Raw genomic sequence first — 16,257 nt, 5'->3', positions numbered from 1 at the left:
ACATTAAGGTCGAAATTTGACGGGAGTGGGCCAGAATGGCGATGAGTTGGATGGTTACCGCCTTGGCGCTTGTGGCGTCATTTACAATCGGCTTTGCCGCTATATCCGTCTATTTGCTGCGGTTAATCGATAGCGATGCCTGGCTTGAATCGAAGGAGTTTTTCTAGGCGCGTCTTGATCCGGCCGCCTCCCATGCAACGTTGACAACGGAGACGTCCGGAAAGGCCCTCGGCGGCCAATCTTACGCCTGAGCGGATCCAACCTTTACCGCTCTATATTCAGTCGTCGTATTCTTCGCTGAGGTCGTTCGCCTCCTGTCAATACGTGCGACATATGCACCACCAGCATCGTCTTCGCCGAGGTTGGCGCTGGCCAAAGAATCAGCAGGCTCCGTCCCCGGTCCAGTGTCCTTCTGGCTGCGTCCAAGGCCGTTCCTGGGCTACATCGATCATCGATCTGATTAACCTCCTCCCTCATAGTCCGAACGGGGCCGCTTGTTATGCTCGGCACTTCCGTCAGCACACCCGCATTAGCTGAAGGCTCAACTCAAGGTGAGCCCTAGACCGCTGCGCCTTGCCTGGCAAGCCGGCCTCGCCGGAGCGACACGTCGGCCCGCTCCGCTCAACGTGACCACCGGAAGTTCAGCGTATCCCTTCAGACAATACGAAGCCCACAGCAAATGCTCACGCTCACGCAGCTGAAGCCCAAGCGCGAAAGTATGGGATGGATCTGAAAAGCAAGTACCTAGGAGAGGCCGCGCATTTCAGCAACTTTCGCGAGCAGCCATCGGACGTTCTCTGCGCGCCTGCATGTCAGAAAAGGCGTCCCGCAGAATCTCCTCCAGCTCAACTGTTGAATTATTGGCGAAAGAAAGTTAACTTGCGGGCTGTTGAGTAAACTCTTTGATGGCGCCGACAATGTCCGAGAATTTTGCGAAACCGTTGGCCAGACGCAGGCTTTCTCCGCGAGACATCATCGCGAGATCATACCCGAGCTGGGACTACGGTACGGCAGATCGTGTTCTCGCTTGGCTGAATGAGTCCGGCTATAACATCGTTGATGTGGCCGTGAACTCGTCTAATCCACAGAGCGGCGAACCGAGGCCGCATCAAAGGGACGCTTAACGAGCCCGCTCCACATTGATTTTGCTGCCCAGTTTCAGAATTTGTCGGAACATGTGCGATACGACGTGAAGGACGGTGGCTTCGGGGCTCCTCACCAGATCCTTCAGAGTTGTCCGTCCGGTTTCCCGCTTGGGATCAGACGATGTGCAATTCAGGCCGAGTTTGTGCTTCAGCTTGCGCGTGATCACGTTCTTCAGCTTCGGGGCCGGAAGATAATTTTCGACGCCGATGTCGATCAGCCGAGCAATTGCAGAGTCAGCAATGTCCGTCTCGGCTTTTTTTATGTCGCAGATCGCGAGATCCGTGTCCTGCCGGATCCTCGCCAGCAGCGTGTACAGGAAGGTCTGACCAGTTACAGACTGCACCTGCACTTGATTGACTCCAGGAATCCGGTACTCGACCGAACCGTATACCGTGAATATGTTGCGATCAGCGCTGTTCAGCGTCACGGTCTTTTCGACGGGCTCAGTGACCAGGATAATGGCGGTTTGCCGCAGCCGCGATCGGGGCGTCGGGGCTTATTGGTCGGCGGGTCCGAGTTCGTCGAAATCGAGAGTCGCGCGGTTATGGTCGAGCCCGCTCAGCATGACGATTTCGCCAAGCGTGGTCGGAAAGGTCAAACGCGAAAGTCCCTGCCACTCAGCGCAATCTTGATGCGACGGTCCTGTCCAGCCTGCGTTCAACAACAGCGAGATCCGCACATCTTTGCCACCTGAGGATGCAGAACATTTTCCGCGGATCGCCGCACGACTCTACCCGAGATCAAACGGAGCCTTCATCGAGGAGAGGCGGGTGACCTCCACCAGCCTGGTCGCAGCGGGCTTTGATTTCGAATTCTCACTTTCCTACCGGGCCGAGACAGGCCTTGAGCTGATCCGTAGCCAGGCAGCCGCCGTCGCAATCGCGTCCGGCCGACCGAAACTCGGCGCCGTGTTTCGTGCCACGCCAGAGGACTCCGAGTGAGATCAAGGGCTTTATCGGCGAGATGGAACGGAGGAAGGCCGCCAATGGCAGCGACCTGCTGTCACGTGAGGCACAGCCCGGCTATTTCGGAGAGGTCTATTGGCGCAAGGGACCAGGACGTCGTCGATCTTAATTTTTGGGCGAATAAGAAACTCGCAAAACCGCGAGGTGGTGATGGTCGCGTTCCTAGTCGGCTCAAGCATGCGTCTTGTTCTCATCACACGCTCGCTCAGAGGTTCCGGCTCATCAGTCGCGGACTGCTGCGGATGATCCTCACCGGCAGCGACCTTGCCCGTCTCCTACTTCTTAGTCTGCGCTGCAGCTGGCTGAAACCAGGAGTTGCGCGCCGCATGCAGCAATATCTCGTGAAAGTGGCGCTAAGACACGGACGGGGATTCCCGAACAACGGACACATTCGCTTCGTCGATAGCGTCGAGGACAACTTCGCCGGCCTGATGAGCCGATCACACGACCGAAGGTATCGACGGCCTTTTTGGGCTCACCGTGCGTTCTCATGCATGCACGTTTATTTCAATCCACAGTTCTGAGAAAAGACATGTCCTACGGCGTGAGGCTCCTGGTTTCCGGTGAATATGCTTGCTTCACGAGGCCGGAGATGAAGGTCGAACGCGTCTCGTATGACGTGATCACACCTTCGGCTGCGCGCGGAATCCTCGAAGCGATCCACTGGAAACCTGCGATTCGTTGGATAGTCGAAGAGATCCATGTCTTGAAACCGATCCGCTTCCACTCGATGCGAAGAAATGAGGTCGGCAGCAAGGTGTCGACCAGAAGGGTGAAACAGTCGATGAACTCCGGGTCGATCGAAGGCCTAGGCCTCATTGTCGAGGACGATCGCCAGCAGCGTGCGTCCACCCTGCTAGCAGATGTTGCCTACGTAATCGCGGCCCGGTTGGAGCTAAGACCAGGGGCCGACGCCGCAGAGACGGCCGGCAAGCATCTCGACATCTTCAATCGCAGGGCACGAAAGGGGCAGTGTTTCCACCAGCCAGCACTTGGCAACCGCGAGTTTACTGCGCGATTCAGCCTGATCGAAGCTGGCGATCCGACACCACGCGCGATTGGCGAAACGCGTGACCTCGGTTTCATGCTTTGGGACATCGATCATGCTGGCGATCGTTCATCGCTCTTCTTCCGAGCGAAGCTCGTTAAGGGGGTCGTCAGAGTGCCTCAGCCCGGCTCGCCGGAGATTCACAGATGAGCGCCCTGGCATCACTGGTCCGCGCGTATGAACGGCTCGCGTCGAGGGGCGAGGTCCCGACCTACGGCTATTCTCAAGAAAAGATAAGCTTTCTGATTTCCTTGAATGCAGACGGAACACCAGCCGCCCCACCAATCGATCTCAGGGAGAGTGATGGACGGAAGGAGACAGCACGCTTGATGGCGGTTCCTGCGGCCTTCAAACGTCCCGGCACTAGGCCAAGGGCCTTCTTCCTATGGGACAACACGGCCTACGCGCTAGGTGTCACAGCCTCCGATAACAGGACCGGGACCTCTCGGCTGGAAGCATTTAGAGACTTGCATAAGAGAATGCTGTCTGAAACGCAAGATGTTGGACTCCTAGCGCTCCTCAGATTTGTGCAGTCTTGGCGACCGGAAGACTTCTGTCGCTTGGGTTGGCCGGAATATATGAAAGATACGAATGTTGTGTTCGCGTTGGAGAGCGAACGAAGGAGAGGAATCAGAATTCATGAGCGACCGGTCGCACGTGAACTCTGGGGCAGACTTGCACGTGGGGCAGAGGCCCAGTCCGGCATCTGCTTGGTGACCGGCAAGCATGGTCCAATTGCTCGCCTGCACCCGCCGATTAAAGGCGTTTGGAACGCGCAGACGAGCGGAGCATCGATTGTCTCTTTTAATCTCGACGCGTTCAAATCCTATGGGCACGAGCAGGGTGACAATGCGCCCATCTCCGAGTCGGCAGCATTTGCATATACAACAGCGTTGAACAGGTTCTTGGCCAAAGGCAGCCGAAATCGGATTCAAATTGGTGATGCCTCGACCATCTTCTGGGCGGAGGCCGGGGAGCCGCAGGCAGCTGAGCAAGCGGAGAATGTTTTCGCAAGCTTATTTGCCGTCGATGAAAAGCTGGAGGCAAGCAAGGCCGGCGAATTATTAAGAGCAATCCGCAACGGGGCTCCGTTGGTGAAAGTCGCGCCCCACCTTTCCGGTGGCGTACGCTTTTTCGTGCTCGCTCTTGCCCCCAATAAAGCTCGACTGTCGATCCGCTTCTATATCGAGGATGATTTCGGCAAGATTGCAGAGCGCTATGGACAGCACGTTCGTCGTATGAGCATTGATCCACCGCCTCGCGAGTCGATGCCATCAATGTGGCGGCTCTTGATTGAAACAGCCACCCTTAAGAAGAGCGAAAACATTGTTCCCAACCTCGCCGGCGACTGGATGCGCTCGATCCTGACTGGCGCCCCCTACCCTTTGACGCTCCTCGCGACGTTGTTGATGCGGCTTCGTGCCGATCACGACGTCAACGGATTGCGCGTCGCAATCATCAAATCCATTCTGATTCGTAACTTCGGACGCTCATTCCCGCGGGAGATACCAGTGTCGCTTGACGCAGACAACAGGGAGCCGGGCTATCTGCTCGGACGGTTATTTGCCCTATATGAGCAGATTCAAACCGCCGCGCTCGGGCAAAATGTCAGCGCCACGATCAAGGATAAATTCTATGGCGCCGCCGCCTCGCAGCCGCGAAGAATCTTTCCGATTCTGGATAGGGGATCTCGGTCGCACCTGTCGAAGTTTGGCGTAGAACGCAGAGGTGTTCGTATCGCGCTCGAAAATGCAATCGGCGAAATCATGGAGACGCTGTCTCCGGGAGCCGATCCATTCCCGGCTCACCTGTCCGACAAACAGCAGGGCCTATTTGCGCTCGGCTACTATCACCAGCGCAGCCATCGCTTCCCTCGATCCTGCGAAAGGTCAGCAGAACGCGCTTTAAAGGACAACAACGCATGACTGCGATCGAGAACCGCTACGATATCGTCTTTCTGTTCGACGTCACCGATGGCAATCCTAACGGCGACCCGGACGCCGGCAACATGCCCCGCCTCGATCCTGAGACCAATGTCGGACTGGTCAGCGATGTATCCTTGAAGCGTAAGATCAGAAACTATGTCGAGCTGACTCGAAGCTCGGAGCCGCGGTACAGCATTTACGTTCAGGAGGGCGCCATTCTGAATGAACAGCATCGCAAAGCCTATCTGCAAGTGCGCAAAGACGATGAAAGAGTCATCAGCGCAGCCAAGCTGGAACCCAAGGATCACGAGGCGAAGGCATTAACACGCTTTATGTGCGACCATTTTTTCGATGTCCGGACCTTTGGCGCTGTAATGTCGACCGGTATAAACTGCGGCCAAGTCCGCGGTCCTGTTCAGCTGGCGTTCGCGCGCTCGGTCCAGCCCGTGATGCCGCTGGAGATCTCCATCACCCGCATGGCTGCGACCAACAAGAAAGAAAAAGGCGAACGCGTGCAGGGGGTGGACAGCGAGGAGCGAGCTGACAATCGCACTATGGGTCGGAAGCACATTATCCCGTATGGCCTTTATCGCGCACACATCTTCGTCAACGCCAAGCTCGCCGAGCGAACCGGCTTCGCACAGGCTGATCTCGAGCTCCTCTTCGATGCGCTGAAGTCGATGTTCGAGCACGATCGATCTGCCGCACGCGGAATGATGTCCTCGCGCAAGATCGTCGCGTTCAAGCACGCTTCAGCCATCGGCAATGCTCCAGCCCATGATCTGTTTGATCGTGTCATTGTCCAGCGCAAGTTCTGTGAAGACCTCTACGATCTCGATAGTCAGCTTCTCGACAACCTGCCGCCCGCCCGGCGTTTTTGCGACTACTCCGTCAGTGTCGATCGTAATCGCCTCCCCCGAGGGGTCGAAGTGCTTGAGCTGATGTAACCGGAGAGTGGGACAAACGGCAGGACCATCGACGGCCCGATTCCCACCTCCGATCTTATCATGTAGTGCAGCCAAAGGGGTACCTTCGCTGCAACCTGATCGGAGGTGGCATTGTTCGCGCATGCCCATCCCCTGAGCACGGCCTGAACGAACCATTCAGCCGTGCGGATGGTCTTTTTGACGTGCAGGGATTGTACGGATTTCCTAGAGACCAAGCTCACGGGAGGCCCTATGAACATCGAGCGGATATAGAAGCCGCAGTTATTTCTGCGTGTAAAAAAGCAACGTCGATGTCTTATCGTCAGTGATTATCTCTCTGAAGGACCGCGATCGCGCTGGCCGCACCCTGATCAGGGCTTGATCTCTTAGTGAGCCATTCCAGAATCGTAGTCAATGCAGCCACGAATGTACTTTTCCTCCCAACCGCGGCAATGGCTACAGTCGCACCGGTTGCCGATGAAGCGATGGCTCCCTTGTATAACGATCGAGAGTGATATTGAAATGGACCACCCCGCTCGCAGCGGCGTACTCATTAGGACGAGGCTCAGTCGTCGACGGATCACGAGCGTGTTCAAGTCAACGGCCGCTGAATGCGGCCGGTCGTGACCGGAGACGCCTTAACCTAAACCACTAGTTGCCTACCGGTGTAGCAGTGCTGCCTCAAAACCTCGATGGCTGAATACGTGGAAACAGCGGTTGGACCTGTCACTGAGGCAGTCTGAAGTAGCAAATGCGCTACAAAACTTAGAGCCATCGCATCTCAACGTTTATGTACGAGAGGCATTCTTGTCGACGTTCTATGGCCCATCCTTTGGAAAACTGAAGCTTCGCACCGGGCGACCTCTGATCCACTGAAATCGTCAACGCAGGCCCGCCCCCCGAGTTGTTCTGGATCGGGGTGCGGTAGATGAACACACCGATCGTTGTCCACTTAGCAACAAATCTTCTGGGCGGAATGAATTTCTACGCCACTCTATCCAAAAGACGCATCGAGGCTCAGGACCCTTCCACTTTCGAGCTACATCATTTTGACTGCCTAGCCCGAAGTCTCCGGGCTTTAAGCTAAGAGAAGTCGCATTGCGGGGCGCCTCCGTGTCCCTGCTAACCTAGGCGGTCTGAGCACATCTATGAGCGTAGTAGGCAACGACATCAAGCAGCGCCGTTTGGCCGAGTTCAGGGACGGGTGCAGCTATGGGAAGTTCGGTAAAACGAAAGCCTATGAGCTGATCGCGCAAGAACGAATCAGGGCGTACAAGATGGGTGGCAAGACACTTCTTGATCTCGATAGCATTGATGAGTATCACGCCTCCCTGCCGCGGGTTGCGTCTCGAGCTGTGGTTCAGCCGGACTTGCGCAGCGGCTCAGCGGCTCTCTCGCGCAAGTGATCCAGACGATCAGCCCAGTGTTGCATTAGGCGCACGCGCTCGCCCCAATAGGCTGCCCGGTTGTAGATGCCCCGTATCTTGTTCTTGTCGCCCTTGGCAAGCTGGCGCCGCACAACCTCATCTCGACGTCGCCGCTTCTTTTCATCCGTTTCGTGGGCGAGCTGTGCTTCGACCACATCGCCGTCGAACAGGCCTTCTTCATTTAGCAAGGTCGAAGCGCTGGAGCGGAACCCGTGCGCGGAGTGGTCGCCACCGGGGCCGGTGTCGTAGCCCATGATCCTCAGCGCCTTATTGATCGTGTTGTCGGACATCGGGACACCGTCGTTATAGGAAAACAAATAGCGGCCGCGTCCAGTCAATGGCCGTAGCTCCGCCAGAATAGCCAGCGCCTGACGCGCGAGCGGGACCTCGTGATCGTCTCGCATCTTCATCTTCTTGGCGGGGATCACCCAGATGCAATTTGCCTCGTCGAACTCCGTCCACTCGGCCAGCCGCAACTCACCTGGCCGGACCATGGTCAAAGCAATCAGCTTGAGCGCGTAACGGACCAACCCTCCGTTCTTGGCGTCATAGACCTCTATCCGGCGCATCAGGTCACCAACGTCATCGGGATCGGTCAGCGCGGGGCGCGGGTTGCCCTTGGGTGCCTTGGTGAGCGCGTGCTTCAAGTCCCGGGTGGGATCGCTGCTGCAATACGAGGCGCCCACGCCGAACTGAAACACCCGCGATGCGGTCGATCGCAGACGTCCCACGGTGTAGAAGCGGCCGCGAGCCTCGACGCGGCGCAAGGCTGTCAGCAACTCCGGCGGAGCTATTTCTGACAGAGGACGGTCACCGAGCTCGCGGTAGAGCTGATCCAGGTTCCACCGCTCTCGCTTGATCGTTGCCTTTGCCTTGTTCTCCTTTTCGAGCTTCGCTTTCACCCATTCTTCGCCGACGGCCCGGAAGGTGTGCTTGAGCTTCTCGTCCTCCTGCCGATTGGCCTCGCGCACCACGACGGGATCCGCACCTTGGTCGAGCAGCTTCTCTGCGTCATGGCGCTTTTCGCGCGCGGGCCTTTAGCCCCACGGATGGGAAGGTGCCGAAAGACATGTTCTTGCGCCTGCCGCCGAAGCGGTAGCGAAAAAGCCAGAGCTTAGTTCCATTTGGCCGCACGACGACGCTCAAGCCCTGACCGTCGGCCATGGCGTATTCCTTCGCCGCCGGCGCCGCGTTGCGGATCTTGGTATCGCTCAGTTCATCCATGGAAGACGCCCTCGCAATCGCGCGGCCCTCCAGTGTACCCGGCCTCTCCAGTGTACCTACAGTGTACCCAAATGAGCCGGATGCCACCGAACGATCGCGAACCGTACCGGGCGTCAATAAACGAGGAAGTGTCTGATTTTATGGCGATTCTTGCGGGTTCGCGAACGCCGGCGGACAGATCAGAACAGGTCCGGAAAGGCTGATGGTGCCCAGGGGCGGGATCGAACCACCGACACTGCGATTTTCAGTCGCATGCTCTACCAACTGAGCTACCTGGGCAGGTCTCGTGCGGGGCCAAAAGCCCAACGAGCCGGCGGGTTATAGTGGGACGAGACGGTGCTGTCTACCGCCCAAGCGCGAAGTTTTCACATTCCTTTCGCAGTTGCGCGGAACGCCCCGGGACCGCTGCCGGACGGCGGGCACCGCCGGGGCAAGGCCATGAAAACACGGCGCTATTCGACGTCGTCCTCGTCGCCTTCGGTGGCCGGGATGACATAGGAGCCGCTGAGCCAGCGATTGAGGTCGACGTCGCGGCAGCGCGGCGAGCAGAACGGGCGCGAGGCCTCCGCGGCGGGGCGGTTGCAGATCGGGCAGCGGCGGATCGGTTTGGCCGCGGCTGCGGTGTTCGGTTGAGGCGATTCGTTGGACATGGCCGCTATCTAGGCGACCGCGCGGCCCAATGCATCCCCCGAGCATGATCCGGAACGTCGAGCCCCGGTTGTCCGGGAGGATCATGCCCGGTCCAAAAGGCCGCCTCAGACGCCGACGGTGTTCAGCCACCCGAAGCGGATCGGAAAGCCCTCGCCGGCGAGCAGGGTCGTGGTCTCGTACAGCGGCAGGCCGACGACGTTGGTGTAGGAGCCGACCATCTTGACCACGAACGAGCCGGCGATGCCCTGCACGGCGTAGCCGCCGGCCTTCCCGCGCCATTCGCCGGAGCCGATATAGGCCTGGATGTCGTCCTCGCTGAGGCGCTTGAAGCGGACGCGGGTCTCAACCAGGCGCTGACGGAACGCCTCCTTCGGCGTCACCAAGGTGATCGCGGTATAGACGCGGTGGTTACGGCCGGACAGCAGGCGCAGGCACTGCGAGGCCTCGTCGACCAGATTGGCCTTGGGCAGAATGCGGCGGCCGACCGCGACGACGGTGTCGGCGGAGATGATGAAGGAGCCGCGCAGCTCGTCGTCGAGCTGGACGGATTTCAGCGCCGCATCGGCCTTGGCCCGCGCCAGGCGGTTGGCGCAGGCGCGCGGCAGCTCGCCGCGCTTCGGCGTCTCGTCGACATCGGCGGGACGCAGCGCGTCGGGCTCGATGCCGGCCTGGTTGAGCAGCGCCAGACGCCGGGGCGAACCGGATGCAAGAACGATTTTCGGACGGCCGAGCATGCTGATTTCGCTGAGGGATTCGGAAACGGCGGGGCGGGCGCGCGGAACCTATCGGAAGGGGTGCCATTCCACAACCCGGAGACTGCGACAAGGCTGCGACAGGCCTGCTCTAAGCGCTTCGTTTGAGCGCGGGACGACGCTGGTATTTCGGTTCGATGACAGAGGTGGGGAACTTGGAACTACAACCCGGCCGGGCCGGGCTTGGCGAAGCGCTTGCGGATCCGCGTGAACAGGCCGTCGCAGACCTCGCGATAGGCCGACAGCTTCTGCTCGCGGTTGCCGTCGGTATTGGTGGGATCCGGCGTCGGCCAATATTCGACGTCGGCGGCGATGGTGCGGGTCAGCTCGAGGGCCTTGTGGTGCGCTTCCGGAGAGAGGGTGATGATGAGGTCGAAGTTCAGGCCCTCCCAGTCCTCGAGCTCCTCGAAGGTGGTGGGCTTGTGCTGCGAGATGTCCTGGCCGAGTTCGGCCATCACGGAGACCGCGAACGGATCGAGCTCGCCCTTCTTGACGCCGGCGGAGCGGACGTAGAGCGCATGCGGAAACATCTGCCGCAGCAGGCTCTCGGCCATCGGCGAGCGCACGCTGTTCTGCCCGCAGGCGAACAGCACCGCCTGCGGCTGGCGCGCGCGCGGCGGCCCCTCGGCCATGCGTCTAGGCGCCCTTGGCCGGACGGCAGGACGCGCAAGGCTGAGCGCGCGGCGTCACTGGCCCTCGCCCTTCCAGTGCAGCACCGTGATCAAAGTGAACAGCCGGCGCGAGGTCTCGAAATCGACCCGCACCTTGCCCTTGAGCCGCTCCTGCAACGTGCGCGAGCCCTCGTCATGGATGCCGCGGCGGCCCATGTCGATCGCCTCGATCTTGTCGGGCGTGGCGGTGCGGATAGCCTGGTAGTAGCTGTCGCAGATCATGAAATAGTCCTTCACGATCCGCCGGAACGGCGACAGCGACAACAAATGCGTGACGACGGGCGTCCCGTCCTCGCGGCGGATCTCGAACATCAGCCGGTTGGCGGTGATGCCGAGATGCAAGGTGAACGGACCGGTGCCGTCGGCGCCCTCGGGCGCGAACAGGTTTTCCTCGACGAGATCGTAGATCGCGATCGCCCGCTCATGCTCGATATCCGGACCGGAGCGGCCGATCGACTCCTCGTCGAGCGTCACCGCCACGATGCGATTGGTCCGGTCGTCGCCTGGCGGGTGCTGGGTCATGGCAGATTGAGGCGTATTCCCACGGAGCGTGAATGGGCGTCGAGACCCTCGGCCTTTCCCAGAGTCATCGCCGCTGGCCCCAGCGCGCGCAACTGGTCCGGACCGCATTTCAACAGCGACGTGCGCTTCATGAAGTCGAGCACGCCGAGACCGGAGGAGAACCGCGCGGAGCGCGCGGTCGGCAGCACATGATTGGAGCCGCCGACATAGTCGCCGATCGCCTCCGGCGTGTGCGCGCCGAGGAAGATGGCACCGGCATTGCGAACCTTCGTGGCGAAGGCATCTGGGTCGGCTGTCATGATCTCGAGATGCTCTGCGGCGATGGCATCCGCGAGCGGCACGGCCTGGTCGAGGGTGTCGACCTCGATGATGGCGCCGAAATCGGCCCAGGACGCACCGGCGATCGCGGCGCGGGGCAAGGTCTTGAGCTGGCCTTCGACAGCGCGGGCGACGTCATCGGCGAGGCGGCGGCTGTCGGTGATCAGGATCGATTGCGCGCTGGAATCGTGCTCGGCCTGGGCGAGCAGGTCGGCGGCGATCCAGTCGGCATTGCCGCTGTCGTCGGCGATGACCAGCACCTCGGAGGGGCCTGCGATCATGTCGATGCCGACCTTGCCGAACACCAGCCGCTTGGCGGCGGCGACATAGGCATTGCCGGGGCCGACGATCTTGGTGACGGGGGCGATCGTCGCGGTGCCATGGGCGAGAGCGGCCACGGCCTGCGCGCCGCCGACGCGGTAGATCTCGGAGACGCCGCCGAGATGCGCGGCCGCCAGCACCAGCGGGTTGAGCTTGCCGTCGGGCGCCGGCACCACCATCACGAGCCGGCCGACGCCGGCGACCTTGGCGGGAATGGCGTTCATCAGCACCGAGGACGGATAGGCCGCGGTGCCGCCGGGGACGTAGAGACCGGCGGATTCGATCGCGCTCCAGCGCCAGCCGAGCTCGACGCCGGCGGCGTCGGTAAAGCGCTGGTCGGACGGCAGCTGCTTGAGATGGAAGGCCTCGATGCGGTCGCGGGCGAATGTCAGCGCATCGACGGTCGCAGCGTCGCAGGCCTTGACCGCGGCTTGGATTTCATCGGGCGTGACGCGCAGCGTGGCGGGGGTCAGCTCAAGACGGTCGAACTTGGCCGTCGCCTCGAGCAGCGCCGCATCGCCCCGTTTGGCGACGTCGTCGACGATGGCGCGGGCGGCGGCTTCGACGTCGGCGGAGACCTCGCGCTTGGCGGCGAGAAACTGCCGAAACTGGGTGTCGAAATCGGCGCTGGCGCGCGACAGGCGAATGGGCATCTCTGGCACTTTCCGAAGGGGTGGCTGCCCCAGACCCCCTGCTCAATGGCGCGGCAGCGCGGGGCCGTCAACCCTTTGAACCGGCCCCTACCCGGTCAGCGGCGGCACGTCGTCGGAGGTGCCGAGATCGTCGGCACCGAGATCGGTCAGCTCGCATTCCAGGCATTCGACATCGAGCCGCAGCGCGCCGCCATGGGAGAACAGCAGAAGCGCGCTGCCGGCGGGCGCCTCGGCTCCGGCGTGGAATTCGATGCCGATCAGCTCCAGCGCGGCATCGGGCGCGGCAAGGTCGATGCGGCGCGATTTGCAGGCGAGCACCCGGTCGAAGCGCAATGCGGCCAGCAGCCGGCGCGGCTCGTTCTCGCCGTGCAGCGCCTGCTCCCAGTCGAGCCGGTTCATGCCGATGACCAGCCGCTTCTCGGCCTGGCGCCAGATGATGTCGGCCGGCTGCACCCGCGCATCCTGCACATGGGCGGAGATCACGGCGAGATCGTCGGCGTCGAGCGCGATCAGTTTGAGCCGGTCGGTCACGACATCATCCTCATCTCATTCGCGGATGCGCTCGATCGTGGCGCCGCAGGCCTTCAGCTTGTCTTCCAAGCGCTCGAAGCCGCGATCGAGATGGTAGACGCGGTTGATCATGGTCTCGCCTTCCGCCGCCAGGCCTGCGATCACCAGCGACACCGAGGCGCGCAGATCGGTCGCCATGACAGGCGCGCCGCGCAGGGTCGAGATGCCCTCGATCCGCGCGGTCTCGCCGTCCAGACTGATACGCGCGCCGAAGCGGGCGAGTTCCTGGACGTGCATGAAACGGTTCTCAAAGATGGTCTCGGTGATCGCCGACGCCCCCTGCGCCCGGACCATCAGCGCCATCAACTGGGCCTGGAGGTCGGTCGGGAAGCCGGGAAACGGCGCGGTGGTGACCTGCACCGGACGGATGCCGTGGCCGTTGCGCACGACGCGAATGCCATCGGCATCGCTCGAGATCTCGGCACCGGCTTCGGCCAGCACGTCGAGCGCCGACTGCAGCAGCTCCGGCCGCGCGCCGGCGAGATGCACGTCGCCGCCGGTCATCGCAGTGGCAATCGCATAGGTGCCCGCCTCGATGCGATCCGGCAGCACCGTATGCCGCGCGCCGTGCAGAGACGCCACGCCTTCGATCTCGATAACAGGGGTGCCAGCGCCGGTGATGCGCGCGCCCATCTTGTTGAGGCAGTCGGCGAGATCGGTGATCTCCGGCTCACAGGCGGCGTTGGTGATCACGGTCGTGCCCTTGGCAAGGCTCGCGGCCATGACGGCGACGTGGGTGCCGCCGACGGTGACCTTGGGGAAATCGATCGTGCCGCCGCGCAGTCCACCGGGCGCCTTGGCGACGACATAGCCGGCATCGATGTCGATGCTGGCGCCGAGCTTCTCCAGGGCCATGATCAGGAGATCCACCGGCCGCGTGCCGATGGCGCAGCCGCCGGGCAGCGACACCCGTGCCTCGTGCATGCGCGCGAGCAGCGGCGCGATCACCCAGAAGCTGGCGCGCATCCGCGACACCAGCTCGTACGGCGCCGTGGTGTCGATGATGTTGGCCGCCGAGATCTGCAAGGTCTGGCCCTGGTACTGACCGTCGCCCGGGCGCTTGCCGACGGACATGATGTCCACGCCGTGATTGCCGAGAATGCGCTGCAGCTGCGCAACGTCGGCGAGCCGGGGGACGTTGTCCAGGATCAGCGTCTCCGGCGTCAGAAGACCCGCGATCATCAGCGGCAGGGCAGCGTTCTTTGCGCCCGAAATCGGGATGGTGCCGTGGAGCGGGTTGCCGCCGACGATGCGAATGCGATCCATGCTGGTCCTGCTGAGCTGGCCGGGAGATTTGCCTAAGGTTGGCGCAACAGGACCGACATTACGGCGATTTGATGGGTTGGCAACGGCAGCTCGCAACCTCCGGGAATTCATCCCCATCACCGCAATCACCGCCGCGAATCAGACCGGCGGCACCAGCGCGTCAGCCAGGAAACCGTGCAGCGCCGCGACAACCTGGGCGCCCTCGCCGATGGCACCGCCGACCCGCTTGACCGAGCCGGAGCGGACATCACCCACCGCAAAGACACCGGGTACCGAGGTCTCCAGCGGCGACACCATCCGCCCGGCATTCTGCTCCGACTGCGCCCCGGTCACGACGAAGCCGGCGCGGTCGAGCGTCACGCCGCAATCGCCGAGCCAGCCGGTGGCGGGATCGGCGCCGACGAACAGAAACAGATGGCTGATCTCCGCTTGTGTCTCCTCGCCGGACAGCCGGCTTCTCAACGTGATCCGCTCCAGTCCGGTGTCGGCGCCGCCATCGAGCGCGACCACCTCGGTGTTGAACAGGAGCTCGATGTTCGGCGTCGCCTCGATGCGCTCGATCAGATAGCGCGACATCGAGGCGGCCAGCCCGCCGCCGCGGATGATCATCCGCACCTTCTTGACGTGCCCCGAGAGAAACACCGCGGCTTGCCCTGCGGAATTGCCGCCGCCGACCAGCGCGACCTCCTGGCCCGCGCACAGCCGCGCCTCGATCGGCGAGGCCCAGTACCAGACGCCGCGGCCCTCGAACTCCTTGAGCCGGTCGAGATCAGGCCGCCGATAGCGCGCGCCGCTGGCGACCACGATCGAGCGCGCCCGCACCTCGTCGCCGCCTTCCAGCGCCAGCACGAAGGCGCCGTTCTTGCGCTCACAGTCGAGCGCCGTCACCGATACCGGGATCATGATCTCGGCGCCGAACTTCTGCGCCTGGTTGAAGGCGCGCGCGGTCAGCGCAAGCCCGGTGATCCCCGTCGGAAAGCCGAAATAGTTCTCGATGCGCGCGCTGGCGCCGGCCTGGCCACCGAAGGCGCGCGAATCCAGCACGGCCACCGAAAGACCTTCCGAGGCGCCGTACACGGCCGTTGCAAGCCCCGCCGGGCCGCAACCGACCACGGCGACATCGTAGATCTTCTCGCCGCGCGGACCGCCGATCATGCCGATGGCGCGGGCGAGTTCGGTCTCGCTCGGATTGCGCAGCACGCTGCCGTCGGAGACGACCACCAGCGGCAGCTCGGCAGGCGTGGGCGAATAGCGCGCGATCAGATCGGCCGCGTCATGATCCGTAGCCGGATCGAGCAGATGATGCGGAAAGCCGTTGCGCGTGAGAAAGCTCTGCAGCCGCGCGATCGCCGCCGATTGCGACGGGCCGATCATGACCGGGCCCCCGGCGCCGCCCTGAATGAGATTGACCCGGCGCAGGATCAGCGCCCGCATGATCCGCTCGCCGAGCTCGGCCTCGGCGATCAGCAATGCGCGCAGCTTGTCCGGCGGAATCAGGATCACCTCGACCTCGCCTTCGGCGTGGCCGTCGACCAGCGCGACGCGGCCGGAGAGCTGGGCGATCTCGGCGAGAAACTGCCCCGGTCCCTGGTCGATGACCGGGGTGACATGGCCCAGGCCGTCGCGCTGGGTGATGGCGACATGGCCCTTGAGGATGACGAACATGCCAGGGCCCGGCTTGCCGGTCTCGAACAGACGCTCGCCGTCACGGTAGGTGCGGATCTCGCCGAAGCCGCGCAGGCGCGCGATCTCGGCCGGCGTCAGCTCCGGGAAGGTCTGCTCGAATCGGGCGAAGGTTTTCGCCAGCTCCGCGCCCTGTGCCGCTTCAGTCGCCGTCCCCTCAGTCGCCGTCATCACGCTCCCCGCTTCACT

16 protein-coding genes and 1 tRNA gene are annotated in these 16,257 nt (G+C 62.2%); 5 read left to right on the top strand and 12 right to left on the bottom strand.

Features of this window, described 5'->3' with window-relative positions; translation table 11 throughout:
* Nucleotides 1-35 precede the first annotated feature (35 nt).
* Nucleotides 36-167, top strand: a complete 132-nt coding sequence (locus tag ACVILH_RS10615) for a hypothetical protein (protein ID WP_456712849.1) — start codon at nt 36-38, stop codon at nt 165-167.
* A gap of 953 nt (nt 168-1,120) precedes the next feature.
* Here ACVILH_RS10615 and ACVILH_RS10610 read toward each other — a convergent pair.
* Nucleotides 1,121-1,573 (bottom strand): ATPase, T2SS/T4P/T4SS family, encoded by a 453-nt coding sequence (locus ACVILH_RS10610; protein ID WP_456712848.1) that lies wholly within the window; start codon nt 1,571-1,573, stop codon nt 1,121-1,123.
* Nucleotides 1,574-1,916: 343 nt separating this feature from the next.
* Here ACVILH_RS10610 and ACVILH_RS10605 point away from each other — a divergent pair, with 343 nt between their 5' ends.
* The 4 genes from ACVILH_RS10605 (at nt 1,917) to cas7c (ending at nt 6,031) form a co-directional block, all read left to right on the top strand.
* On the top strand, nt 1,917-2,087 hold the full coding sequence (locus tag ACVILH_RS10605) for a hypothetical protein (protein ID WP_456712847.1): 171 nt from the start codon (nt 1,917-1,919) through the stop codon (nt 2,085-2,087).
* Nucleotides 2,088-2,601: 514 nt separating this feature from the next.
* Entirely contained in the window at nt 2,602-3,309 is a 708-nt protein-coding gene (cas5c, locus tag ACVILH_RS10600; protein ID WP_456712846.1) for a type I-C CRISPR-associated protein Cas5c, read from the top strand.
* Complete coding sequence (gene cas8c, locus ACVILH_RS10595) at nt 3,306-5,084, top strand: type I-C CRISPR-associated protein Cas8c/Csd1 (protein WP_456712845.1); 1,779 nt, start codon at nt 3,306-3,308, stop codon at nt 5,082-5,084. The genes cas5c and cas8c overlap by 4 nt, the downstream gene beginning before the upstream one ends.
* Nucleotides 5,081-6,031, top strand: coding sequence for a type I-C CRISPR-associated protein Cas7/Csd2 (cas7c, locus tag ACVILH_RS10590; RefSeq protein ID WP_456712844.1), 951 nt, complete (start codon nt 5,081-5,083; stop codon nt 6,029-6,031). Before cas8c ends, cas7c begins: the two co-directional genes overlap by 4 nt.
* Nucleotides 6,032-7,370: 1,339 nt before the next feature.
* On the opposite strand, the gene ACVILH_RS10585 is transcribed toward cas7c, so the two are convergent.
* From ACVILH_RS10585 to ACVILH_RS10535, 11 genes are all read right to left on the bottom strand, one after another.
* Nucleotides 7,371-8,411 (bottom strand): tyrosine-type recombinase/integrase, encoded by a 1,041-nt coding sequence (locus ACVILH_RS10585; protein WP_456712843.1) that lies wholly within the window; start codon nt 8,409-8,411, stop codon nt 7,371-7,373.
* A 37-nt stretch (nt 8,412-8,448) separates the two neighbouring features.
* Entirely contained in the window at nt 8,449-8,661 is a 213-nt protein-coding gene (locus tag ACVILH_RS10580) for an Arm DNA-binding domain-containing protein (protein ID WP_456712842.1), read from the bottom strand.
* Nucleotides 8,662-8,864: 203 nt separating this feature from the next.
* A tRNA-Phe gene (locus ACVILH_RS10575) sits at nt 8,865-8,940 on the bottom strand.
* 173 nt (nt 8,941-9,113) lie between these two features.
* Nucleotides 9,114-9,311 carry a DNA gyrase inhibitor YacG gene (yacG, locus tag ACVILH_RS10570; RefSeq protein WP_456712841.1) on the bottom strand — a complete coding sequence of 66 codons (198 nt, stop codon included), beginning with the start codon at nt 9,309-9,311 and terminating at the stop codon, nt 9,114-9,116.
* Nucleotides 9,312-9,416: 105 nt separating this feature from the next.
* On the bottom strand, nt 9,417-10,046 hold the full coding sequence (locus ACVILH_RS10565) for a Maf-like protein (RefSeq protein ID WP_008962300.1): 630 nt from the start codon (nt 10,044-10,046) through the stop codon (nt 9,417-9,419).
* Between the two features lie 179 nt (nt 10,047-10,225).
* Nucleotides 10,226-10,696 carry an arsenate-mycothiol transferase ArsC gene (locus ACVILH_RS10560; protein ID WP_006613055.1) on the bottom strand — a complete coding sequence of 157 codons (471 nt, stop codon included), beginning with the start codon at nt 10,694-10,696 and terminating at the stop codon, nt 10,226-10,228.
* 54 nt (nt 10,697-10,750) lie between these two features.
* On the bottom strand, nt 10,751-11,257 hold the full coding sequence (locus tag ACVILH_RS10555) for a UPF0262 family protein (RefSeq protein ID WP_456712840.1): 507 nt from the start codon (nt 11,255-11,257) through the stop codon (nt 10,751-10,753).
* Nucleotides 11,254-12,549, bottom strand: a complete 1,296-nt coding sequence (gene hisD, locus ACVILH_RS10550; RefSeq protein ID WP_456712839.1) for a histidinol dehydrogenase — start codon at nt 12,547-12,549, stop codon at nt 11,254-11,256. Before hisD ends, ACVILH_RS10555 begins: the two co-directional genes overlap by 4 nt.
* An 87-nt stretch (nt 12,550-12,636) precedes the next feature.
* Complete coding sequence (locus tag ACVILH_RS10545) at nt 12,637-13,080, bottom strand: DUF2948 family protein (RefSeq protein WP_456712838.1); 444 nt, start codon at nt 13,078-13,080, stop codon at nt 12,637-12,639.
* A gap of 15 nt (nt 13,081-13,095) precedes the next feature.
* Nucleotides 13,096-14,385, bottom strand: coding sequence for a UDP-N-acetylglucosamine 1-carboxyvinyltransferase (gene murA / locus ACVILH_RS10540; RefSeq protein WP_456712837.1), 1,290 nt, complete (start codon nt 14,383-14,385; stop codon nt 13,096-13,098).
* A 138-nt stretch (nt 14,386-14,523) separates the two neighbouring features.
* Nucleotides 14,524-16,239, bottom strand: coding sequence for an FAD-dependent oxidoreductase (locus ACVILH_RS10535; RefSeq protein ID WP_456712836.1), 1,716 nt, complete (start codon nt 16,237-16,239; stop codon nt 14,524-14,526).
* Between the last annotated feature and the right edge of the window lie 18 nt (nt 16,240-16,257).

It is taken from the genome of Bradyrhizobium sp. USDA 4353 (assembly GCF_054063215.1).
This window is presented reverse-complemented; position numbering and strand designations above follow the sequence as displayed.